Consider the following 21,995-nt stretch of genomic DNA (forward strand, 5'->3'; position numbering starts at 1 on the left):
CCGCCGGGCGCCGCGACGGCTGAGGTGCCGGGCCGCGGCCGGGGCGCCGCTGCGCCCTCCCGCGGTCCGCGGTCACGGCACCGGCGCGGTGGCCCCGGCCGGACGCGCGGACGCGGAGCGGGCGGTCCGAGGGACCGGCCCGCCCCGGCGCGCGTCAGCCGATCGCCTTGTCGATCGCCTCGGTCGCGGCCTTCCACGCGTCGGCGGGCTTGGTGCCCCGCTGCTCCATGTTGTTGATCTGCGTCGAGATCGTGTCCTTGATCACGGCGTCCTTGGGACCGAGCACCGCCTCGGGGATGGACTTGGCCTCCTCCGCGTAGATCTCGCCGATCGGGGCGTCGTTGAAGTACGGGAGCTTCGCGCTCTTCACGTCGGCCAGCTCGTAGGCGCCCTGGTTGGACGGGAAGACACCGATGGCCTTGAACACCGCGGCCTGCTGTTCGGGCGCCGTCAGCCACTTGACCAGCTCGGTGGCCTCCTTGACGTGCTTGCCGCCCTGCGGGACCGCCAGGAAGGAGCCGCCCCAGTTGGCCGCCGTGGAACCGGGCGCCCGCGAGATGTCCCACTTGCCCTTGTAGGCGTCACCGGAGTTGGTGGAGATCTGGCCCGCCATCCAGGCCGGGCACGCCACCGTGGCGACACTGCCCTTGCGCAGCGCCGCCGTCCAGGCGTCGGTGAACTGCGGCAGTCCCTGCGTCAGCTTCTTCGACGCGGCCTCGGCGGAGAGGTCCCACCCCTGCCGCACGGAGGCGCTGTCCTTGTAGACCGGCTTGCCGTCGGTGCCGTAGTACTGCTCGTCCGAGGAGCTGACGACCGCGTTGAACATGGCGCTCGCGGAGTCCATGAAGTAGGTGCCGGACGGCGCCTTCTTCCTGTACTGCTCGCCGAGCTTCAGGTAGTCCTCCCATCCGCCCGCTATCGCCTTGGCGACGTCCTCGCGGTCGGTGGGCAGACCCGCCTTCTCGAACAGGTCGCGGCGGTAGCACAGCGACATCGGGCCGATGTCGGTGCCGGCGCCCACGACCTTGCCGTCCTGCGTGGTGGCCTGCTTCTCCTTCCAGGAGACCCAGTCCTTCACGTCGATCGACTTGCCCAGGTCGGCGAACTTGTCCGCCTGGGTGTCGACGACCTCCTTGATCCGGCCGACCTCGATACCGGTGACGTCTCCCAGGCCGCTGCCCGTGTTCAGCTGCTGAAGGAGCTTGGGGTAGTAGTCCTGCTCGTTGGCGGTGACCTCTTCCTTCACCGTGATGTTCGGGTGGAGCTCGTGGTACTTGGCGAACAGATCGGCCTCCTTGTAGCCGAACTGCCCGAAGTCGGCCACGGTGAGCGTGATCGAGCCGTCGGACCCGGAGGCGTCCGAGTCGTCGTCACCGCTGCAGCCCGTCAGCAGCAGCGCCGATGCCGTCAGGACCGTGGTGGCGAGGGCCGCCGCTCTGCGACGGCGACCGCCTCCGCCGTCGGTACCGGTGATGCGCATTCCACTACTCCTTGTTCCGGTGGGAATCGGGACCCCAGGAAGCGGACCGCCAAGGATCGGCGGCCCGGACCTGCCCTCTCGATTTCGAGCAGCGGCCGGCTCACAGCACACGATGTGCGGTGCAAAGACGCTGGTCAACGGTTGTTTCGTGCAGGGTGGAGGGAAAGGCCATCAGTGCTTCGACCCGCGCGGGCCGAGCCCCTCGAAACTTCCGTGGGACCGCTCCCACGCGGCATGCCGGAAGACTCCTCGCTGCGGGGGCCGGGTGTCAAGACTTGAAAACAGCGTTGTTGCCCGAGCGTGTCCCAGGCGTCACGCGAACGTGTCACGCAATCCCCTGCCGCGCTCCGGACACCCGCCCGCCGCCCGGCGGATCCACGCTGGTCACAGGGATGATCTCAGCTGAGGCCGGCGGAGGCCCCGGACCGGAGGGCCGGCCCCGCGGCGCGCCGGTACGGAATGAGGCACCCCTTGCCGCACACCGGAAGGTGAACGATGAGCCACGCCCAGCCGCCCGCGGCACCCGGCGTCCGGCGCCCGACGCTGAACGCCGTGGCCGCTCGGGCCGGTGTCGGCCGTGGCACGGTGTCCCGGGTCCTCAACGGTTCCCCCAGGGTGAGCGACCGGTCCCGGGCGGCCGTGGAGAAGGCGATCGCCGAACTCGGCTACGTCCCCGACCGCGCCGCGCGCTCCCCCGCCGGCGCCCCGGGCTCGACGCGGTGTTCGCGGCCTCCGACGTGATGGCCTCCGGGGCGGTGCTCGAACTGCGCGCCACGGGCCGGCGGGTCCCGGACGACGTGGCCGTCGTCGGCTTCGACGACTCGATCGTGGCACGGCACGTCGACCCTCCGCTGACCAGCGTCCGCCAGCCCATGGAGGAGATGGGGCGCGTCATGGCGGACCTGCTGCTGGACGAGATCGCGGGACGGGCCGGGCGGCGCGAGGTGGTCCTGCCGACCCGGCTGGTCGTCCGGGACTCGGCCTGAGCGCCGCCGGGGTCGCGCGGTCCTGCCGCGAACCGTGATCCCGCCCGGGCGCGAGCCCTGGCGCGTCTCGTCCGCAGGCGGCGCGAACGCGCCCGGGAGGCGTCGCGTGGACCGAGGGACCGTCCGGTGGTCCGGGGACGGACGGCGGGGCGCGGCACCCGGACAGGGGGTGCCGCGCCGTCATGCCGCCGGGCCCGGCCGGGGCGTCGCCGCGGCCGGGCCCGGCCCGCTCAGCCGAGGGAGCCGAAGGCCTTGGCGAAGGCGAACTCGTCCTGGGTGATGGAGCTGCAGGTGGCGTCGGCGGTGGGCTTGGTGCCGCCGGCGCACTGCTTGTCGCGGGTCGCGGACCACATGGAGAGCCAGCCGAGGCCCTTGGACTTGGCGAAGTCGACGAGCTGGGTGGCGTCGTCGACCCTGAAGACCTCGGAGGAGACGTCGTTGACCCCGATCATCGGCGTGACCGCGACCGTCTTCCAGGCGGCCGAGTCGGACAGCCCCAGCACACTCTTGACCTGGGCCTGGGTGGCGGTGGCGGCCTGTTCGGCGTAGGTGCCCATGTCGCCGTTGTAGGCGGGGCCGTAGTCCATCGCCATGATGTTGACGGTGCCGGTCCGCACGCCGTTGGACCTGGCGTCGGCCAGGAGGTTCACGCCGTCCTGGGTCAGCCCCTCGGGCATCACCGGCAGGGTGAAGGAGACGTCCAGGTCCGGGTGCTGGGCCTGGAGCTTGGCGATGGCCTTGGCCCGGCGGGTGTTGGCCGCGGTGTCGGGCAGCGCGCCGCCCTCGACGTCGAAGTCCACCTTGGTCAGCGCGAAGGCGTCCACGGCCTTGCCGTACGCCGCCGCCAGGGCGTCCACCGAGGTGCAGGTGGTGGCCAGCTCCGAGCCGGAGGCGCCGCCGAAGGAGACCCGGACGTCGCCGCCCCTGGCGCGCAGGGAGCCTATCTGCGCGGCCACCGCGTCGCCGGTGAGGTCGGTGACACCGCCCCACTTGGGGGTGCAGCCGCCGCCGTCGGTGACGAAGGCGAGGTTGAAGTTCTTCACACCGGTCGCGTCGGCCGCGGCGAGGAGGTCGAAGGCCGGGTAGAGGGAGGTGTCCACGTAGGGGGCGAAGCCGGCCTCGGCGGTGGTGCCGGTGCCACTGCTCTGCGAGGGGGTCGGGGTCGCGCTCCGGGTGGGGGTGGCGCTCCCGCTCGGCGTCGCGCCGGGGGCCGGGCTCTGGGGCTCGGTCGGGCGGCCGCTCGGCTCGGGGGTGGCACCGTCGTCCGCGGAGCACCGCGCGTCGTCGACACGGCAGCCCGTCGGGTCGCCCGTGCCGTCGACCACGAAGCCGACGGTGACCGACTTGCCCACGGCCAGGCCGCCGGTGTCCCACTTCGCGGGCTTCACGGTCACGTGCTGACCGCTGACCGCCGCCTCTGCGTTCCAGAGGGAGCCGAGCTTCGCGCCCGCGGGCAGGTCGAACTCCAGCGTCCAGGTCTTCTCCGTCCGGCCGCTGTTGTTGGTGACGACGTACTGCGCGGTGTAGCCCGTCGACCAGTCGCTGGTCTTCGTGTAGGCGGCGTTGACTCCGGCCGCGTTCGCCGTGCCGGTGAGCAGGAGGGCACCGCCGCCGATCACCGCCGCGGCCACCACCGAGCCGATCGCCTTGTTCCTGCCACTGATCCTGCGCCGGTGCGTGCTCATGCGCGTGCCTGCCTTCGCTGCTCACGGGGGGTGGGGTGAGGCAGCACGCTAGCGAGCCGGAAACGGGCAAACGGGCCTATGGGGACGTCCGCCGCAGTCCTTAGGGTGCGCTTAAGGAAGGGATCGGGGACGGTTAAAGGTCGAGACCAATCCGTGGTCCGGTGCGAACGGAGCGTCAGCGGGCGCCCGCCGTCCGCCGGCGTGCGCGCACACTCCCGCGGTGCACCCGGCCGGCCGGCTTGCGTCCGTCGAGCTGGAACCAGATCCGGACTTCGGTCCCGCCCAGCACGGAGGAGCCGATGCGCACGTCACCGCCGGTGGCCTCGGCGAGGCGCCGCACGATGTCCAGGCCGAGCCCGGTCGAGCCGGCGCTGCCGGAGCCGCGGCCGCGGGCCATCGCCGCGTCGGGGTCGGGTATGCCGGGGCCCGCGTCGGAGACCAGCACGATCACCGCGTCCTCCGCGTTGTGCACGTCGACCGCGAAGGCGGTGCCCTCGGCCGTGTGCCGGAAGACATTGCCGAGCAGCGCGTCGAGGGCGGCGGCCAGATCGGCGCGGGCCACGGGTATGCGCACCGGCCGCTCGACCCCGGCCACCCGCCACTTGCGGCCCTCGTCCTCGGCGAGCGCGGACCAGAACTCCATCCGCTCGCGCACCACTTCGGCCGCGTCGCAGCCGGCGCCGGGACCGGCGGCCACCGTCTGCGGCTTGGCCTCCCGGGCGGTGCGGATGATGGTGTCGACCTCTCCCTCCAGTTGGGCGACGGCCGTCCGAGTCTGCTCGGCGGCGGGCCCGGCGCCGAGGGAGGCCGCGTTCAGCCGCAGCACGGTCAGCGGGGTGCGCAGCCGGTGCGACAGGTCGGCCGCCAGCTCGCGCTCGTTGGCCAGCAGTTGCACGACCTGGTCGGCCATGGAGTTGAACGCGACGGCGGCGAGCCGCAGTTCGGTCGGCCCGTCCTCCGGCACCCGGGCGCCCAGCTTGCCCTCACCCAGTTCGCGCGCGCCCTCGACCAGCCGTTGCGCGGGCCGCACCATGCGCACCCCGAGCCGGTCGGCGACCGCGACCGAGCCGACGATCAGCGCCAGACCGACCGCGGCGAGCACCGCCCAGGCCGTGCCGACGCCGTTGCTCATCTCGGACTCGGGCACGTACACCTCGACGACCGCGATCGCGCCGGAGCCGAGCGCGACCGGCTGCAGCAGCGTGGAGCCGCCGGAGACGGAGGTGGTGGAGGCGCGGCCCAGTTTCCGTACGGCCGCGATGTCCTTGCCGGCTGCGCGCCGCCGGCCGAGGTCGAGCGCTCCGCGGCCGTCGGCGGCGGGCAGGTGCACGGCCATCCCGGAGTCGGCGCCGGCCGAGGCCACGACCCGTTCCAACTGGTCCCGGTCGGTGGTGATGGACAGTGCCGGGGCGACCGCGGCGGCCTCCCGCTCGGCGTTGGAGAACGCGCGGTCGCGGGCCATCTCCTTCACCACCAGCCCGAGCGGCACGGCGAAGGCGACCACGACCATGGTGGTGACCGCGAGGCACACCTTGACCAGAGCCCATCTCATCGCGGCGGCTCCCCTCCCCCGGGCGGCTCCAGCTTGACGCCGACGCCCCGGAGGGTGTGCAGATAGCGCGGGCGGGCCGCGGTCTCCCCCAGTTTCCGGCGCAGCCAGGACAGATGGACGTCGATCGTCTGGTCGTCGCCGTAGGACTGCTGCCAGACCTCGGCGAGGAGCTCCCTGCGGGCCACGACGACTCCGGGGCGGCCGGCGAGGAAGGCGAGCAGGTCGAACTCACGGCGGGTCAGGTCGAGCCGGACGCCGTCCAGTTCGGCCTGGCGGCGCTGCGGGTCGACGGTGAGCCCGCCGACCCGCAGGACGCTGGAGGGCGGCGCCTCCGGGCCGGTGGCCCGGGCCCGGCGCAGCACGGCAGCCATCCGGGCCGACAGGTGCTCGACCGAGAACGGCTTGGTCAGGTAGTCGTCCGCCCCCGCGTTGAGCAGCCGGACGATCTCCGTCTCGTCGTCCCGCGCGGTGGCGATGATGACGGGCACGTCCGTGATGCCGCGCAGCATCTTCAGGGCCTCGGAGCCGTCCAGGTCGGGCAGCCCGAGGTCCAGGACGACCACGTCGAAACGGATGTGGGCGACCTCGCGCAGCGCCTCCAGTGCCGTACCCACGCTGCGCACGGTGTGCGCGGCGTCGGTCAGATGCCGGATGAGCGCCGAGCGTACGAACTGGTCGTCCTCCACCACGAGCACACTTGCCATGCGCCGCACCGTACGCCATGCGGCCGACGCCGGCGGCCCGCCTGTGGACAACCCGGGGCGGGTGCGCGCCCCGGCGCCCCTGGGGCAGTATGGCCCGCGATGCGCAGAGGACTCGTACACGTACTGGCCTGGCTGCTCGCCACGGGCGCGGCGGTCACGTTGTCGTGGTGGGGCGTGCACACGGTCATGGCCGGCACGGCGTACGACCCGCCGCGCGCCCTGCCGATCGCGGCGGCCGACACCACCGGGCGGCGCACCGAGCCGGCCGGGTCGCCGTCCGCGCGGCCGACCCGGGCGAGGAGACCGTCGGCCGAACCGTCGGCCCGCACGCCCTCCCGGACCCCGTCCCGTACCGCGGGCGCCTCCCCGTCCGCCTCCGCCACCGCCGCTCCCACGGCCTCCGGCCGGGTCAAGGCCTACGACACCGCCGGCGGCCGGGCGGTCTTCGACCTGGGCACGGCCGACGCGACACTCGTCTCGGCGACCCCGGGCACCGGCTGGTCGATGCAGGTGTGGAAGACGGAGAGCTGGATCCGGGTGGAGTTCGGCCGGGACGCCGACCGGGTGTCGGTGTTCTGCACCTGGCACGACGGCCCACCGCGCGTCGAAGTGGGCACCTACTGACGGCCCGTGGCCGACGCGGTCACTGGAAGACCGAGGGCGGCGGAGCCGGGGAGGCCACCGCCGCCGCGTCCGTGACGGGGGCGGCGCCGCCGGTGAAGTCGGCGAGCTGCTTGCCGTGTTCGACCCGGGCGGGGTGCGGGTCGGAGGCGGCGCGGCGGGTGAGTTCGGCGAGCGGCAGCGCGAGCCCGGAAGCGACCAGGACGGCGTTGCCGAAGCGCCTGCCGCGCAGCACCGCCGGGTCGGCGACCAGCGCGAGTTCCGGGAAGCGGGCCGCGACGGTGGCTATCTGGCCGCGCAGATGGGCGAGCGGCGGTCCGTCGGCGATGTTGGCGGCGTAGACACCGGAGGGCTTCAGGGCCCGGCGGACCTCGTCCAGGAACTCCGTGGAGGTGAGGTGGGCCGGGGTGCGGGCGCCGCTGAAGACGTCGGCGATGATCAGGTCGGCCCAGCCGTCCGGGACCTTGGCCAGGCCCTCGCGGGCGTCCGTCGACCGCACCCTTATCCGCGCGTTCGGATCCAACGGGAGTTCTCGCCGGACCAGTTGGACGAGGGCCGCGTCCCGCTCGACGACCTGCTGGGTGGAGCGCGGCCGGGTGGCGGCGACGTAGCGGGCGAGCGTGAGCGCGCCACCGCCGAGGTGCACGACCCGCACCGGCCGGCCGGGCGGCGCGGCGAGGTCGATGACGTGGCCGAGCCGGCGCTGGTACTCGAAGGAGAGGTACGCGGGGTCGTCCGGGTCCACGTGCGACTGGGGCGCCCCGTCGATCAGCAGCGTCCGGGCGCGGGGGCGGTCGGGGTCGGGCACGAGCTGCGCGAGCCCGCCGTCGACGGTCTCCGTGACGGCCTGCGCTCCGGCCGGCCCGCGCCGGTTGTTCCTCGATCTGCCCACCGGTCCATTTTCGCAGGCGCCCCGGGCGGGTGCCTCACCGGCAGCCGTCGGCCGCCTCGATCATCCGGGCCGCCTCCCCGAGGGCCCGGCGCAGCATCGCGGGGTCGGTCGCGAGGTCCGCCCCGCCGGGCGGCAGCAGCCAGTCCGAGCCCGCCACCGGGGGCTCGGGGTTGAGCCTGAGCCCGCGTCCGTCGGTCTCCGTGCAGGTGCTGCCCGGCACGTCCCAGCAGGCGGCGGTGCCGGCGGGGACCAGGAAGCCGAGGGTGTCGCAGCCGTCGTCGTGCAGGACCGGGCCCACGGTCTCCGGCGCGCCGCGACGGAGGATGTCGACGGCCTCCAGCCCTTGCCGGGCGGGCACCGTCACGAGTTCGCAGGGCCCGTCACCGTCCGTCGCCGACGGTGGCGCGCCCGGTGTACAGGGATCGTTGCTCTGGCTGGTCTCCATGCCGGCCTCCACCACGCTGCACGTTTGCGGTCCGTGGAGTCCAACGCGCGACGGCGTCAACGGCTACGGCGCAAGTGCGCCGCAAAGGATGGCAGTTCATGGCAGATCGTGTATGAGATATCCGTTTTGTAGCTAAACACCGCGTGGCGGGTCCGGCACAGCGGGTACGTTCTTGCTCGCCGGAACCAGGGTGTCACACGGACAACTCACCCCGAATCCACCGTGGATCCGGCATGGTTCGACGGTTCGCACGAGAGGACCCGGCCATGGCGTCGTCAACGCAGACCTCGTCACAGCCCGAACGGCCCGCGCGGCCGAACCTCGCCTTCCGGCGGTTGCGCGGCCGGCACTCACCGGCCGAGTTCGCGGCGCTGGTGCGCCGGGCGGCGCGCGAGATCGGCGAGCGGGTGAGCTGTGACGCGCGCTACATCGGCAGGGTCGAGGCGGGTGAGATCCGCTGCCCGAACTACGCGTACGAGCGGGTGTTCCTGCACATGTTCCCCGGCCGCACGCTCACCGAGCTGGGCTTCGCGCCGCGCTCCTCGGTCCGCGGGCGGGCGGCGCGAGCGGCCGCGGGGGCACCCCCGGCGTCCGGTGGCGCTGAGACGCGCGGGGCACCTGAGCCGTATGACACGCAGGACCCGTACGACCCGCACGAGCCGTACGAGAACGACCCCCGGAACCACGAGGAGAGCGACGTGCTGCGTCGCGCATTCATGACCGGCGGAGGCGCCACGGTGGCCGCCGCCACCCTGGGCCCACTGGGGCTCACCATCGACGCCGCGGCGGCGGTCCGGCCGCCGCGCCGCGTCGGCACCCCCGAGGCGGCCGCCCTGGAGGAGGCCGTCCGCCGCATCCGGCTGCTCGACGACCGGCACGGCGCGGACGGACTCTACCGACGCGCGGCCGCACCACTGCGCGCCGCCTACGCGCTCCTGGACGCCGGCGCGACCCGGCAGACGACCGCCGAGAGACTGCACTCGGGCGCCGGTGAACTGGCCATCTCGGTGGGCTGGCTGGCCCATGACTCCGGCCGCTTCGACGACGCCCGCTCGCACTACGCGGAGGCGCTGGCCACCGCCCGGATGACCGGGGACCCGGCCCTGGAGGCGCACGCCTTCTGCAACACCGCGTTCCTGGCCCGCGACGCCGGCCGCCCCCGGGAGGCGGTACGCGCCGCCCAGGCCGCGCGCCGCGCCGCCGCCCCCCTGGGCTCGCCCCGGCTGCTGTCCCTGCTCGCGCTGCGCGAGGCGGGCGGCTGGGCGGGGCTCGCCGACCGCACCGGCTGCGAACAGGCGCTGGCCCGGGCGCAGGCCCTCTTCGCGCGTGGCCACTCGGACGCCGACCCCGAGTGGATGAGCTTCTACGGGGAGGCCGAGCTGGAGGGACTGGAGGCGCAGTGCTGGTCGACGCTGGGCGACTGGCGGCGCGCGTCCCGGCACGCCCGCCGGGCGGCCCACCTCCAGGACCCCCATTTCACCCGCAACACCGCCCTCTACACCGCCGAACTGGCCGACGACCTGGCCCGTGAGGGCCGCCCCGACGAGGCGGCGGCGGCCGGCCTGCGCGTCCTGGACCTGCTCACCCAGGTCCAGTCCTCCCGCGTCCAGACCATGCTGTCGGGCACCGCCCGGGTCCTGCTCCCCCACCGCCGCGCCTCGGGCGTCTCCGACTTCCTGGACCGCCACGCCTCGACCCCCCGGGCGGGCCGGGGGCAGACCCCCTGACCACGGCCCGGCCGCCCCTGGCACCGGGCACGACGTGCCCGCCGCCACCGCCCCGCGCGCCGGGGGCGGCACGGGCGGGCGCGGAGCCACCGGGGCGGGCGGAGACGTCTCCGCCCGGCGCCGGACGCCCGGAGCGTCGCCGGGCACCGTCACCCCACCAGGTGCCCCACGTCGTTCCAGCTCTCGACGGCCGGCTCCCCGTAGGCCCACCCCAGCACCGACAGCGAGGTCGGATTGAGCCGTATCCGCCCCGCGAAGGCCAGCGGCAGCCCCAGCCACCGCGCCCCGATCGACCGCAGGATGTGCCCGTGCGCGAACACCAGCACATCGCGGTCCGCCGACCGCGCCCACGCCACCACCTCGTCCGCCCGCGCGGTGACCTCGGCGAGGCCCTCCCCCTCGGGCACCCCGTCCCGCCAGATCAGCCACCCGGGCCGGCCGGCCTGGATCTCGGCGGGGGTCATGCCCTCGTAGGCGCCGTAGTCCCACTCCACGAGCGTGTCCCAGACGGCCGCCCGCTCGCCGAATCCGGCCAGTTCGCACGTCTCACGCGCCCGTACCAGCGGACTGGTCCGCACCTCCGCGGCCGGCAGCCCGTCCAGCGGCGCGCGGTGCAGCCGCTCGCCGAGCAGCTTGGCCCCGCGCCGCCCCTCCTCCAGGAGGGGTACGTCGGTCCTGCCGGTGTGCTTGCCGGACAGCGACCACTGCGTCTGTCCGTGCCGGGCCAGCAGGATGCGCGGTGCCATGGGAGACCTTTCGGGGACGGGTGGAACAGCTCTTGGGCATCTCGGGCGGAAGACGCGCTACTCCTCCATCATCGCTCAGCCGGGGCAGGGGCAACCCGGCGGGCGGGGCCGGCGTCTTTGAGGGACGGAGCGCCCGCGTGGCCGGGATGCGGACGCCGTAAAGTGGCACGGCGCCGCCGTGGCGCGCCGCAGCAGAAGGGGGAGGGCGATCGGATGCCGCAGACCGACACACCGGGCACCGAGGTGACCCAGCGGGCCCGGCTGCGGTGGTGGACCGAACTGCCCCTGATCCTGCTGGTCTACGGCTGCTACTCGGCCGGCCGCCTGCTCGCCCGGGGCGACGTCTCCTCCGCCGTCGACCACGGCCTGGCGATCCTGCGCCTCGAGAAGGCCCTGAACCTGAACGCCGAGCACCCGCTCAACCGGCTGTTCACCCGCGAACCGTGGCTCGGCATACCCGCGGACTTCTGGTACGCCTCACTGCACTACGTCGTCACTCCGGCCATCCTCGTCTGGCTGTTCCGGGCCCGCACCGAGCACTACCGGGCGGCCCGGACCTGGCTGATGGCGTCCACGTTCATCGGCCTGATCGGCTTCACCCTGCTGCCCACCTGCCCGCCGCGGCTGCTCTCCCCGGGCCACGGCTTCGTCGACACGATGGCCCACTACAGCGCGTACGGCTGGTGGGGCGGCGAGGCCAGCGCGCCGCGCGGCATGGGCGGCCTGACCAACCAGTACGCGGCGATGCCGAGTCTGCACGTCGGCTGGGCCCTGTGGTGCGGGGTCATGCTCTGGCGGTACGGCGGCACCCGCCTCACCAGGGTCCTCGCCGTCGCCTACCCGGTGCTGACCGCCCTCGTGGTCATGGGCACCGCCAACCACTACCTGCTCGACGCGGTCGCGGGCGTCGCCGTGATGGGCCTGTGCCTGCTGCTGACACCGCGGTTGACGCGGGCCGCCGACCTGCTCCGGGTCCGCTTCGCCGCCCGGGCGCCGCGGGCCGCGGCGCCCGCCGGTTCCCCGGTTGTCGGTGGCGGATGCCAGACTTCCGCGGGTGAGCGAATTCCACGGCAGCGCGAGTCGCAGCCCGCTTCCGCCGCCGAGCCGGACGCCTCCCCCAGCGACGCGGGCGAAGGGGCTCCGGCAGCGGCTCGCTGAGCTGCGCGGTCCCGACGTACCGGCCAGGGCCCTGGACGCGCGCGCCCTCGCGGCGCTGGCCGCGAACCCGGGCTGCCGCAGACGGGCGATCCTGGACGGCGCGGGGGTGGACAAGGCGGCACTGGCGGACAGGCTGGGGGCGCCGTCCGGGTTCGGTCAGTCGCAGTTCGCGCTGACCCGGGGCAACGCGTTCGAGGCGAGGGTGAAGGCCGACGGCGGCGCGGAGCTGCTGCGGCTGGTCCACTCGCGGCTCGACCCGGGCGCCGAGCCGCCCGCCGGAGCCCCGGTTCCCGATCTCCGCGCGCACGGCCCCGAGGGGCGGACGGCCCGTACGGCGCTGGCGCTGCGCGAGGCCGTGGAGAAGGGCGGCTGGACGCTGCTGGACCACCCGATGCTGGCGCTGGACGTGGCGGGCTCGCCCGCCTTCCTGGAGCCGGACGCGGTGGTCGTCCACCCGGACGGGAGCTGGACGGTCGTGGAGATCAAGTCCTTCCCGATGCTGGACGGCTCGGCCGACCCGGCGAAGGTCGGCGCCGCCGCCCGGCAGTCGGCGGTGTACGTCCTGGCCCTGGAGGACGTCGCCGCCCGGCTCGAGCCGGCCCCGCCGGTGCGGCACCGGGTGCTGCTGGTCTGCCCCAGAGACTTCTCCAACCTGCCCACCGCCTCCGCCGTCGACGTGCGCAAGCAGCGCGCGGTCACCGCCCGGCAGCTCGCCCGGCTGACCCGTGTCGAGGACATCGCCGGCACGCTGCCCGAGGGCACCTGCTTCGCCCCGGACCGGCCCGCCGAAGAACTGGCGGCGGCCGTCGAGTCGGTCCCTGCCGCGTACGCGCCGGAGTGCCTCTCCGCCTGCGAACTGGCCTTCCACTGCCGTGACCGCTCCCGCGCGGACGGCGCCGTGACCGGCCTCGGCCGCCCGCTGCGGGCCGAGCTCGGCGGTCTGAACACGATCGAGGAGGTCCTCGCGGCGGCCCGCGGCGAGAGCGGCGATCCGGACGATCCGGCGGTCGCGGCCCTGCGGCGGGCGGCCGCCCTGCGCACGGAGGCGCTCGCCGGGGCGGCCGCGCGGGAGGTGGCGCCCCGGTGTCGCTGATCACCACCCTGGCCCGCCTCGAGGCCGTCAGCACCGGCCGGGCCCAGCCGGCGGCGACCGTCCGCCACCGGCGGCTGTCCGACCGCCCGCTGGTGTTCGTGCCGCTCACCACCGCGGGTGAGGCCGGCGCCCCGCTGGGGGCGCTGGTCGGCACCGACCGGGACACGCCGCGGCTGCTGGTCGTGCCGCAGCCCCGCGACCGGGACCTCCGCTTCGCGTTCCTCGCCGAACTCGCGGACGTGGTCCTGCCGTACCTCGACGCCTGCGCCCAGGACGTGGAGACGGCAGAGCGCACGGAGACCGACCCGGAGACCGGGAAGCGGGTCAAGGTCGAGGTCGAGCTGTGTGCCGACGCGCCCCAGATCGTCGTGCCCAGCCGGGCGGGCCTGGACTTCGTGCGGCTGCTGGGCCGTTCCATGCGGTTCCGCCGTACCGCCGAGCAGGATCCGCAGGCGCCCCACCCGGCGCCGCCCCGGGTCCCGCTCCTCGGCCGCTGGCTGACCCACTACGGGGAGCGGGCCCGGGTCCCCGGCTCCTCCCTGCTGCTGGCGCTCAGCGACGTGCTGTCCCGGCACTGGGCGACCGGCCAGTCCAGCCTGGAGGACCAGCACCTGGGCGCGCTGCTCGCCTGGATCGACCCGCCCGGAGGCGGCAGCGGCGCGGGCGCCGCCCAGTGGGCCGAGCTGGCCAGGGACGACGAGGGGCAGCTCCGGTGCCCGCCGGCCGGTCCGGCCACCGATCCGGCGTTCGACAACAAGCTGCTGGCCCCGGCCATCGAGCGCTACGACCGGGCCCGTGCGGCCCTCGCCGGCGCCGAGGACGCCCTGCAGGCGGAGGACCGGCTGGCCGCGCTCGGCAGGGCCGAACGGCACGTGCGCGATCTGGTGGAGAGCCGGGTCCGGCCCACCTGGGACTCCGTGTGGCAGGGCCTGGAGCTGCTGCGGGCCCTGCCCGAGGGGGCGCACGTCGAGGAGCGCTGGACGCGGGACCGTTGGTCGTTCACCGGCCACCGGGACCGGGTCCTGGCCGGCGAGCCCCCGCAGCCGCGCCGGGACGACGCGGTGACCGCGGCGAACAAGCTCGCCACGCGCGAGCGCGAGCAGGCCCGGCTGGACGCCCAGGAGGCCCTGGACGACCCGCTGGTGATGGCCGGGCGGCGGCTGGCCGGGGAGGCCTTCGCGGGCGAGGTCGCCGACGCCGTCATGGCGTACAGCGAGGGCAGGCGGCCCGGCCCGCGCCCGCTGGTGACGGTCCGCACCCTGGACCGGCCGCACCTGGCCGAGCGCGCGAAGGTGTACCGGTCGCTGGGCGGCAGACCGCAGGCGGCGGAGTTCGTCGGGTACGAGGGCGCCCCGGAGGACGGTGTGCTCGTGCTGCGGATCGTGGACAGGATGGGCCGGGGCAAGGAGCCCGCGCCGGGTTCGGTGCCGGAGAAGGGGGACTCCGTGTGCTTCACGCTGTTCGAGCACGAGCAGCGCGGCGGCGCGAAGCTGCCCGACCCGGAGGAGACCCCGTGGACGCACGGCGGCCCGCCGGGCGAGGCGGCGCCCGAGGCGCCCGACACCGTGACCGAGGAGGACGTGCTGTGACGACCGTCGACTTCGACCCCGGAGCCGCGGCGGCGAGCGCCACGGAGGCGATCCTGCGCGACACCCTGCACGGCGGCGAGCGGGGCGTGGTCGTCGACTCCCCGCCGGGCGCGGGCAAGTCCACCCTGGTGGTGCGCGCGGCCCTCGAACTCGCCGCCGCCGGGCGCCCGCTGATGGTGGTGGCGCAGACCAACGCCCAGGTGGACGACCTGGTGCTGCGGCTCGCCGAGAAGGATCCGGACCTGCCCGTGGGCCGTCTGCACAGCAGCGACGCCGACCCGTACGACAGGGCGCTGGACGACCTGCCGCAGGTCCGCATGTCGGCGAAGGCGGCCGACCTGAACGGCCTCCCGGTCGTCGTGTCCACCGCCGCGAAGTGGGCGCACGTCACGGTGGACGAGCCCTGGCGGCACGCGATCGTGGACGAGGCGTACCAGATGCGCTCGGACTCGTTGCTCGCCGTGGCCGGCCTGTTCGAGCGGGCGCTGTTCGTCGGCGACCCGGGGCAGCTCGACCCGTTCTCGATCGTGGGCGGCGAGCAGTGGGCGGGCCTGTCGTACGATCCGTCGGCCTCGGCGGTCAGCACCCTGCTGGCCCACAACCCGGAGCTTCCGCAGCACCGCCTGCCGGTGTCCTGGCGGCTGCCGGCGTCGGCGGCCCCGCTGGTCTCGGACGCCTTCTACCCGTACACCCCGTTCCGCAGCGGCACGGGCCACGACGACCGCCGGCTGACGTTCGCGGTCCCCTCCGACGGCTCCGGGCCCGACCGGGTGATCGACGAGGCGGCCGCGTCCGGCTGGGGTCTGCTCGAACTGCCCGCCCGGCACACCCCGCGCACGGACCCGGAGGCGGTACGGGCGGTGGCGGCGGTCGTGCGGCGCCTGCTGGACCGGGGTGGCGCCGCCGTCTGCGAGCGCTCCCCGGACGCGACCGCGCTGACCGCCGGCCGCATCGCGGTCGGCACGGCCCACCGGGACCAGGCCGCGGCGGTCCGCGCGGCCCTGGCCGACCTCGGTGTGCCGGGCGTCACGGTCGACACCGCCAACCGCCTCCAGGGCCGCGAGTACGACGTCACGGTCGTCCTGCACCCGCTCTCCGGCCGCCCCGACGCGACGGCCTTCCACCTGGAGACCGGCCGGCTGTGCGTGCTGGCCTCCCGCCACCGCCACGCCTGCGTCGTGGTGTGCCGCGCGGGCGTCGGCGACCTCCTGGACGACTACCCGTCCGCGGAACCGGTCCGGCTCGGCACGCTGGTGAAGTTCCCGGACGGGTGGGAGGCGAACCACGCCGTACTCGCCCACCTGGCCGAACACCGGGTGGCCTGGCGGCCGTGACCACGCCCCGGTCCCCCGTACCCGCCCGCCGGACGGAGTCCGGCTCACCGCCGCAGGCGGCCGGTGGCCGCGGCCCGGACGGACGGTGGGCGAGCCACGCCGTACTCGCCCACCTGGCCGGACACCGGGCGGCCCGGCGGTCCTGAGGATCGTTCCCGAGGCCTCTCGCGGGCGCGCGGGACACGCGCGAGGGCCTCTTGCGGGCGCGCGGGACAATGGACGACGGGCACGAAGGCGGTGCCCGGCGAACCGACCGTACGGAGGAGACAAGACATGGCGGAGCCCACGCCGCGCAGGAACGAACCGCGGCTACGCCCCGCGCCCCTGCTCTTCGAGCCCGCGGAAGCGGCCACCGATCCCGAGCACTTCTTCGATCTGGAGTCGATCGAGGATCCCCGGGAGCTGCTGGCCCGGGCGACGGAGCTGACCCAGGCGTTCCGTGCCGCGGCCGACCGGGCCGTGGAGTTCCAGGCCGTCGCGGCGGCCCAGCTCGCCGACCCGCGCCGGTTCGACCGGCTCACCCCGGCGGACATCGCCGACCGCGCGGAGTGGACCGAGGACTACGCCAAGAAGATGGTCGAGTTCGGCCGGGATCTGCTGCGCGGCGCCGACACCGAGGGCCGGTCGCCCGGCGACCCGGTCTGAGCGAACCCGTCCGGCATATGCCAGGCGGGCAAGATACCCCTCCACGCCCCCGCGCGTCCCGGATTTCCGCAACTCACGAGAACCGACCACTCACGGCGGGTACATCTGGTCGGCATGAGCAGCATGCCGAACGTCACCTGTGCCACGGCCGACGGAGCCTCCTGGCTCGCCTCGGCGGGAACGTACCCGCGCAGCACGCTCGCCCTCTGGCGGGAGCGTCCGGACGCCCCGCTGGTGCTGCCCTGCGGCACCGTGTTCGACGTGGTGGGCGCCCCGGCGCTCTTCGGGCGCCGGATGCTGGACCGGCTGTGGGGCGAGGGGCCTGGTTCCGGCCCGGTGGCGGTGTTCCGGGGCCGGGTGCTGCTGTTCACCGCCCCCGGTACGGCCCAGCGGCTGCCCTCGCTGCTGACCTGGGAGGAGTGGGGGTCCAACCGCGCCGCGGCGGTGCCGCCGCTGCTCTGCCACGGCACCGGGGACGCGGTGACCGTCCCGGCCCTGACCGGCGGCGCGTCCGCCTCCGGTGGCTCCCGCTGGCTGGTGGCGCCGGACACCCGTCGCCCCTGGCTGCCGGGCCCCGAGGTGGTCCTCTGGGCGGCGGTGCGGGCGGCCCGCGCGGCGGTGCGGATATCGATTTTTCCTCCCGCCGACCATGATGCTAATGTCTACGACGTCAGCAGGCGCCGCTAGCTCAGTTGGTTAGAGCAGCTGACTCTTAATCAGCGGGTCCGGGGTTCGAGTCCCTGGCGGCGCACGATGACGATGGCGAGGCCGGTTCGCGTGAAGCGCGGATCACCTCGCCATCTCTGTTTTCCACGGCCTCGCCACGTGGATCATGAGCCGCCGGGCCCGGGTGTGATCTTCACCGTCCAGGCCCCGGACGCCGTCCGCTCCTCCACCTCGACCTTCACCCCCTCGCCCGGCACCGTGAAGCTCTCACCCAGGGCGACGGGCGCGTCGGCCAGGGGCGGATAGACCGAGTTCTCCCAGCAGGCCTCGGTGCCGGGGTGGGCGTCCACCACTTCGATCGGCCCGCCGCCCGAGGCCTCGCCGCTGCGCACGCGGTACACCAGGACCCCCCGCCGGCAGGCCGCGCGGTCGTTCCCGGCCGGGCCACGCGCCTCGAAGGCGAGCACGCTGTCCGGTCCGGTGCGCACCACCGCCAGCTTGGTGCCGTGGCCGAGACCGAAGGCCGGGGCGCCCGCCGCACCGGAACCGGATCCGGCCGCCCCGGGCCCGGCCGTCAGCGGCTCCAGGGTCAGCCGGGTCGGCCCCGTCCCCCGCACGCACGCCACCTGGCGCGGATCCAGCCAGCCCAGCTTCCACTTGTGCCAGGCGAACAGATCCGGGGCGAGGCCGAACTGGCTGCCCATCAGGTCCCAGTCGCCCACGTAGGTGTCCCAGTCGCCCTTGCCGTCGACCGGGCGGTGGTAGAGGTCGGGCAGGTCGAAGACGTGCCCGGTCTCGTGGGCCAGTACCAGGCGGTCCGGCGGATGCTTCTCGAACACGGTGACGACCCGGCGGACGTCGGTGCCGTCGACCCGCATCGGGGTCTGGAGGTTGACCACCTTCGTCGCGTCCGAATCGACACCGGGCGCGTCCGGGTCGGCGACGAGATAGACCACGTCGTAGCGGGAGAAGTCCACCTCCCCGTCGGCCGCGGCGAAGGCGTCGCGCAGGTAGGCGGCCCGGTCGGCGGCACTCCAGTCGCGCCGTATGGCGTAGGCCGTCGACGGCCGCGGCATGCGCAGCCAGTGCCCGAGCGGGTGCGGGCGCAGCGTGAACCTGCCGTAGGACGCCTGCTCGTAGAAGCGGCTGGTGGCGGGGAAGTGGTCGGCCGCCAGCTCCTCCGGCGTGGTGTCCGGGTGGGAGTCCGGGAAGGACAGGAAGATCATCACGGCGTCGAGCGTCCCGGCCGGCCGGGGGTAGGCGCCGTTCCAGGTGTCCACGCCCTCCGAGTGATGGGCCTCGGTCCGGTGCAGTGCGCAGGAGGCCGTCGAGAAGGGCTCGGCGACCGACGGGCCGGTGAGGATCGAGGTGGCGGCGAGCGCCGACATCGTGGTGGCCACGGCGGCGGTGCTGCGCAGCTTGGGCACGGAAATGACCTCCGGAGGCGGTTCGCGGGACACCGAATCCAGAGTGTGGGATTTTGTTGCGATTCGCCCTGTTTGCCTGAACCAGAAGGGTGAGTGCGCCCGTTTGCGCGGCGCGCGCACCCGCGGTCGACACCCCGAAACACTCACGGAACGTCACAACCGGTCGAGGGTCCCAAGAACCCGTCCAGGTGCGGGCAGAAACGATCTGTCAGAACCTGTGGTCTGTCCGGGACACTGGCAAGTGGCTGGAAGGCCCAAGGGCCAGCCTCTATGATCGGCACACTTTCTTTCCGGCACGGACAGAGATCGAGTGCACTGCGGGAGCGAGCGGTGAGCGGAACGTCCGAAGGGCCGACGCCCGCGGCAGACCTCGACCGGTCAGCCGTCACAGACAGTGATCACACCATCTACCACCGTGTCTTCGCGGCCGCCCCGCTGTCCATGGCCGTCGTCGACCCCGAGGGACTCGTCGTCAGCGCCAACGCGGCCTTCGGCGAACTGCTCGGCGCCGATCCGCGGACGCTGACCGGACGGGCCGCCGCCGACCTGGTGGACCTGGCCTCCGACACCCGCACCTGGCACGCCTACCGCGAGGTCCTGCGCGGCGGGCAGGCGAGGCTGCGCTGCACCCGCAGGATCAAGCACCCCGAGGGGCACTCGGTGTGGGTGCAGGTCACCGTGACCCCGCTGGCGGACGGCGGCCCCGGGGTGCTGGTCTCGGCCACGGACATCAGCGCCCGCCGCGAACTGCAGTCCCGGCTGCGGCACTTGCAGATGCACGACCCGGTGACCCGGCTGCCCAACCGCACCCTGTTCTTCGAACGCCTGACGGCCGCGCTGGAGGCGGGGTCCTACGAGCAGGGCGGAACCGGCCGGATCGGCCTGTGCTACCTGGACCTCGACGGGTTCAAGGCGGTCAACGACACCCTCGGCCACCGGGTCGGCGACCGGCTGCTCGCGACGGCCGCCGAACGCCTGACCCGGGTCGCCGACGAGGCCGGCCACGCCCGCGCCGGCACCCCGCTGGTGGCACGGCTCGGCGGGGACGAATTCGCCCTCCTGGTCGAGGACTCCACCGGGACCGAGCAGGTCGCCGACCTCGCCGAGTCCGCGCTGAAGGCGCTGGAGGAGCCCTTCGACCTGGACGGGCAGCGGCTGTCGCTGACCGCCTCGATCGGCGTCGTCGAGCGGCACGCGGCCGGCACGACCGCGACCGCTCTGATGCAGGCGGCCGACACGACGCTGTACTGGGCGAAGGCCGACGGCAAGGGCCGCTGGACCCTGTTCGACCCCGAACGCAACGCGCACCGCATGACCCGTCAGGCCCTCTCCTCCACGCTGCGCCCGGCCATCGAGCGCGGTGAATTCGCCCTTGAGTACCAGCCGTTGGTGGGGATGGAGGACGGGCGGCTCAGCGGTGTCGAGGCGTTGGTCCGCTGGCACCACCCTCAGTTCGGCACGCTGACGCCGAATCGGTTCATCGCGCTGGCCGAGGAGGACGGTTCGATCGTGCAGCTCGGGCGCTGGGCGCTGGCGACCGCCTGCCGCCAGGCCCGCCGCTGGCAGCTCGACCACCCCGACGAGCCGCCGATCTTCGTCAGCGTCAACGTGGCCGTGCGCCAGGTGTGGGACTCCGACCTGGTGGCGGACGTGGCGCAGACCCTCGCGGAGACCGGACTCGCCCCGCACCTGCTCCAACTGGAGCTGACCGAGTCGGCCGTGATGGGCTCGGCCGGCCGGCCGCTGCAGGCCCTGCAGGCGCTCAGCGACATGGGCGTGCGCATCGCCATCGACGACTTCGGCACCGGCTACTCGAACCTGGCGTACCTGAGCCGGCTGCCGGTGAAGGTCCTGAAACTGGACGGCTCCTTCGTGCGCGGCTTCCAGTACGACGAGGCGGCCAAGGGCGTTCCGCAGGTGCCGCCCAACCCGGCCGACGAGGTGATCGTGGAGGCGATGATCCAGCTCGCCCACCGGCTCGGCCTGACCGTCACCGCCGAGTGCGTGGAGACCTCGGCGCAGGCCACCCGGCTGCGCCGGATCGGCTGCGACACCGGGCAGGGCTGGCTGTACTCCCGTCCGGTGCCGCCGGACCGTATCTCCGAGCTGCTGGGGACGCAGGACTACGCGGTGGGCAAGCCGTAGGCGTCGGCGATCAGTTCGTAGGAGCGCAGCCGCAGCTCCCCGCGGTGGGCGTGCGAGGTGAGCATCAGCTCGTCGGCGCCGGTGCGCTTGTGCAGGTCGTCCAGGCCGGCGCGGACCTCGTCGGCCGTGCCGTGCACGACGTTGCCGCCCCAGGAGGCCGCGAACTCCTCCTCCATCGGGCTGAACTCGTACTTCTCGGCCTCGTCGGGATCGGGGAAGAGCCCGGGCCGGCCGGTGCGCAGCCGGATCATGTTCAGCGCGGTCGCCCGCACCTGCCGGCGGGCCTCGCGCTCGTCGTCGGCGGCGAGCGCGGAGACGCCGATGAGTGCGTACGGCCGGTCGAGGACCGCGGAGGGCCGGAAGGTCTGCCGGTACAGGTCGAGCGCCGGGACGGTGTTCTGCGCGGAGAAGTGGTGCGCGAAGGCGAAGGGCAGTCCGAGCGTCCCGGCGAGGCGGGCGCTGAAGCCGGAGGAGCCGAGCAGCCAGACGGGCGGACGGTGCGCGGACTGCACGCCGCCGGGGGTGCTGCCCTGGACGGGGCCGGGAATCGCGTGGATGCGCCGGTAGGGGTGCCCGTCGGGGAAGTCGTCGTCCAGGAAGCGGACGAGCTCGGCGAGCTGCTGCGGGAAGTCGTCGGCGCCCTCGTTCAGGCCGTCGGTGCGGCGCAGCGCGGCGGCGGTGGCGCCGTCCGTGCCGGGGGCGCGGCCCAGTCCCAGGTCGACGCGTCCGGGGGCCATCGCCTCCAGCGTGCCGAACTGCTCGGCGATCACCAGGGGCGCGTGGTTGGGCAGCATGACGCCGCCCGAGCCGAGCCGGATGCGGTCGGTGTGGGCGGCCAGGTGGGCGAGGATCACCGCGGGCGAGGAGGAGGCGACGCCGGGCATGGAGTGGTGCTCCGCCACCCAGTACCGGTGGAAGCCCCGGGACTCCGCGAACCGGGACAGCCGCACGCTGGTGCGCAGCGCCTCGGTGGCGGTGCTGCCCGCGCCCACCGTCACGAGGTCCAGTACGGAGAGGGGGACGGGGGCGGTGCCGTGCTTCGTGCCCCGGATCTCGTCTGCCGACACGGTGTGTGCCTCCTGTCGCTGGCCGTGCGCTGT

19 protein-coding genes, 1 tRNA gene and 1 pseudogene are annotated in these 21,995 nt (G+C 74.3%); 12 read left to right on the plus strand and 9 right to left on the minus strand.

Annotation, left to right across the window (positions count from 1 at the left end; all coding sequences use genetic code 11):
- Positions 1-154: 154 nt before the first annotated feature.
- Positions 155-1,480: an ABC transporter substrate-binding protein gene (locus MXD57_RS07925; protein ID WP_250400604.1), complete on the minus strand. Its 1,326-nt coding sequence runs from the start codon at positions 1,478-1,480 to the stop codon at positions 155-157.
- 495 nt (positions 1,481-1,975) lie between these two features.
- On the opposite strand from MXD57_RS07925, the gene MXD57_RS31755 reads away from it, so the two are divergent.
- Positions 1,976-2,221, plus strand: coding sequence for a LacI family DNA-binding transcriptional regulator (locus tag MXD57_RS31755; protein WP_308290660.1), 246 nt, complete (start codon positions 1,976-1,978; stop codon positions 2,219-2,221).
- Positions 2,110-2,466, plus strand: a pseudogene (locus tag MXD57_RS31760) (substrate-binding domain-containing protein); the annotation flags it as partial. The gene MXD57_RS31755 and the pseudogene MXD57_RS31760, both read left to right, overlap by 112 nt.
- 230 nt (positions 2,467-2,696) lie before the next feature.
- Here the strand turns inward: MXD57_RS31760 and MXD57_RS07935 are convergent.
- The 3 genes from MXD57_RS07935 to MXD57_RS07945 all read right to left on the minus strand — a co-directional run bounded on the left by MXD57_RS07935 (position 2,697) and on the right by MXD57_RS07945 (position 6,407).
- Entirely contained in the window at positions 2,697-4,151 is a 1,455-nt protein-coding gene (locus tag MXD57_RS07935) for a glycoside hydrolase family 18 protein (protein WP_250400605.1), read from the minus strand.
- 175 nt (positions 4,152-4,326) lie between these two features.
- Positions 4,327-5,703, minus strand: a complete 1,377-nt coding sequence (locus MXD57_RS07940) for a sensor histidine kinase (protein ID WP_250400606.1) — start codon at positions 5,701-5,703, stop codon at positions 4,327-4,329.
- Positions 5,700-6,407 carry a response regulator transcription factor gene (locus MXD57_RS07945; protein ID WP_250400607.1) on the minus strand — a complete coding sequence of 236 codons (708 nt, stop codon included), beginning with the start codon at positions 6,405-6,407 and terminating at the stop codon, positions 5,700-5,702. The genes MXD57_RS07940 and MXD57_RS07945 overlap by 4 nt, the downstream gene beginning before the upstream one ends.
- A gap of 99 nt (positions 6,408-6,506) precedes the next feature.
- Between MXD57_RS07945 and MXD57_RS07950 the strand changes: the two genes are divergently transcribed.
- Positions 6,507-7,031: a hypothetical protein gene (locus MXD57_RS07950; protein WP_250400608.1), complete on the plus strand. Its 525-nt coding sequence runs from the start codon at positions 6,507-6,509 to the stop codon at positions 7,029-7,031.
- A gap of 19 nt (positions 7,032-7,050) precedes the next feature.
- Here MXD57_RS07950 and MXD57_RS07955 read toward each other — a convergent pair whose 3' ends face one another.
- Positions 7,051-7,920, minus strand: coding sequence for a spermidine synthase (locus tag MXD57_RS07955; protein WP_250400609.1), 870 nt, complete (start codon positions 7,918-7,920; stop codon positions 7,051-7,053).
- A gap of 34 nt (positions 7,921-7,954) precedes the next feature.
- Positions 7,955-8,365, minus strand: a complete 411-nt coding sequence (locus MXD57_RS07960; protein WP_250400610.1) for a hypothetical protein — start codon at positions 8,363-8,365, stop codon at positions 7,955-7,957.
- A gap of 266 nt (positions 8,366-8,631) precedes the next feature.
- On the opposite strand from MXD57_RS07960, the gene MXD57_RS07965 reads away from it, so the two are divergent.
- Positions 8,632-10,092, plus strand: a complete 1,461-nt coding sequence (locus MXD57_RS07965) for a hypothetical protein (protein ID WP_250400611.1) — start codon at positions 8,632-8,634, stop codon at positions 10,090-10,092.
- Between the two features lie 149 nt (positions 10,093-10,241).
- Here the strand turns inward: MXD57_RS07965 and MXD57_RS07970 are convergent, their stop codons facing one another.
- Entirely contained in the window at positions 10,242-10,838 is a 597-nt protein-coding gene (locus tag MXD57_RS07970; RefSeq protein WP_250400612.1) for a histidine phosphatase family protein, read from the minus strand.
- A 213-nt stretch (positions 10,839-11,051) separates the two neighbouring features.
- Between MXD57_RS07970 and MXD57_RS07975 the strand changes: the two genes are divergently transcribed.
- The 7 genes from MXD57_RS07975 to MXD57_RS08005 all read left to right on the plus strand — a co-directional run bounded on the left by MXD57_RS07975 (position 11,052) and on the right by MXD57_RS08005 (position 17,408).
- Positions 11,052-11,996: a phosphatase PAP2 family protein gene (locus tag MXD57_RS07975; RefSeq protein WP_250400613.1), complete on the plus strand. Its 945-nt coding sequence runs from the start codon at positions 11,052-11,054 to the stop codon at positions 11,994-11,996.
- Positions 11,893-13,089, plus strand: coding sequence for a hypothetical protein (locus tag MXD57_RS07980; RefSeq protein WP_374114666.1), 1,197 nt, complete (start codon positions 11,893-11,895; stop codon positions 13,087-13,089). The genes MXD57_RS07975 and MXD57_RS07980 overlap by 104 nt, the downstream gene beginning before the upstream one ends.
- The gene (locus tag MXD57_RS07985; RefSeq protein ID WP_250400614.1) at positions 13,080-14,678 is read left to right on the plus strand and encodes a hypothetical protein; all 1,599 of its coding nucleotides are present in this window, start codon (positions 13,080-13,082) and stop codon (positions 14,676-14,678) included. The genes MXD57_RS07980 and MXD57_RS07985 overlap by 10 nt, the downstream gene beginning before the upstream one ends.
- Positions 14,675-16,012 (plus strand): AAA family ATPase, encoded by a 1,338-nt coding sequence (locus MXD57_RS07990; protein ID WP_250400615.1) that lies wholly within the window; start codon positions 14,675-14,677, stop codon positions 16,010-16,012. Before MXD57_RS07985 ends, MXD57_RS07990 begins: the two co-directional genes overlap by 4 nt.
- A 273-nt stretch (positions 16,013-16,285) precedes the next feature.
- Positions 16,286-16,657 (plus strand): hypothetical protein, encoded by a 372-nt coding sequence (locus tag MXD57_RS07995; protein WP_250400616.1) that lies wholly within the window; start codon positions 16,286-16,288, stop codon positions 16,655-16,657.
- Between the two features lie 114 nt (positions 16,658-16,771).
- Complete coding sequence (locus tag MXD57_RS08000; protein ID WP_250400617.1) at positions 16,772-17,344, plus strand: bifunctional DNA primase/polymerase; 573 nt, start codon at positions 16,772-16,774, stop codon at positions 17,342-17,344.
- Positions 17,335-17,408: transfer RNA gene (locus MXD57_RS08005), tRNA-Lys, on the plus strand. Before MXD57_RS08000 ends, MXD57_RS08005 begins: the two co-directional genes overlap by 10 nt.
- A 79-nt stretch (positions 17,409-17,487) precedes the next feature.
- Here the strand turns inward: MXD57_RS08005 and MXD57_RS08010 are convergent.
- Positions 17,488-18,711, minus strand: coding sequence for a M6 family metalloprotease domain-containing protein (locus tag MXD57_RS08010; protein ID WP_250400703.1), 1,224 nt, complete (start codon positions 18,709-18,711; stop codon positions 17,488-17,490).
- A 369-nt stretch (positions 18,712-19,080) separates the two neighbouring features.
- Here MXD57_RS08010 and MXD57_RS08015 point away from each other — a divergent pair, with 369 nt between their 5' ends.
- Positions 19,081-20,895 carry a putative bifunctional diguanylate cyclase/phosphodiesterase gene (locus MXD57_RS08015; protein WP_250400618.1) on the plus strand — a complete coding sequence of 605 codons (1,815 nt, stop codon included), beginning with the start codon at positions 19,081-19,083 and terminating at the stop codon, positions 20,893-20,895.
- Here the strand turns inward: MXD57_RS08015 and MXD57_RS08020 are convergent.
- Positions 20,874-21,962, minus strand: coding sequence for an LLM class flavin-dependent oxidoreductase (locus MXD57_RS08020; RefSeq protein ID WP_250400619.1), 1,089 nt, complete (start codon positions 21,960-21,962; stop codon positions 20,874-20,876). The two genes, MXD57_RS08015 and MXD57_RS08020, sit on opposite strands and share 22 nt — an antisense overlap.
- Positions 21,963-21,995: the final 33 nt, after the last annotated feature.

Origin of the sequence: Streptomyces cellostaticus (genome assembly GCF_023630175.1) — a bacterium.
In the GTDB taxonomy this organism is placed as follows: domain Bacteria; phylum Actinomycetota; class Actinomycetes; order Streptomycetales; family Streptomycetaceae; genus Streptomyces; species Streptomyces cellostaticus_A.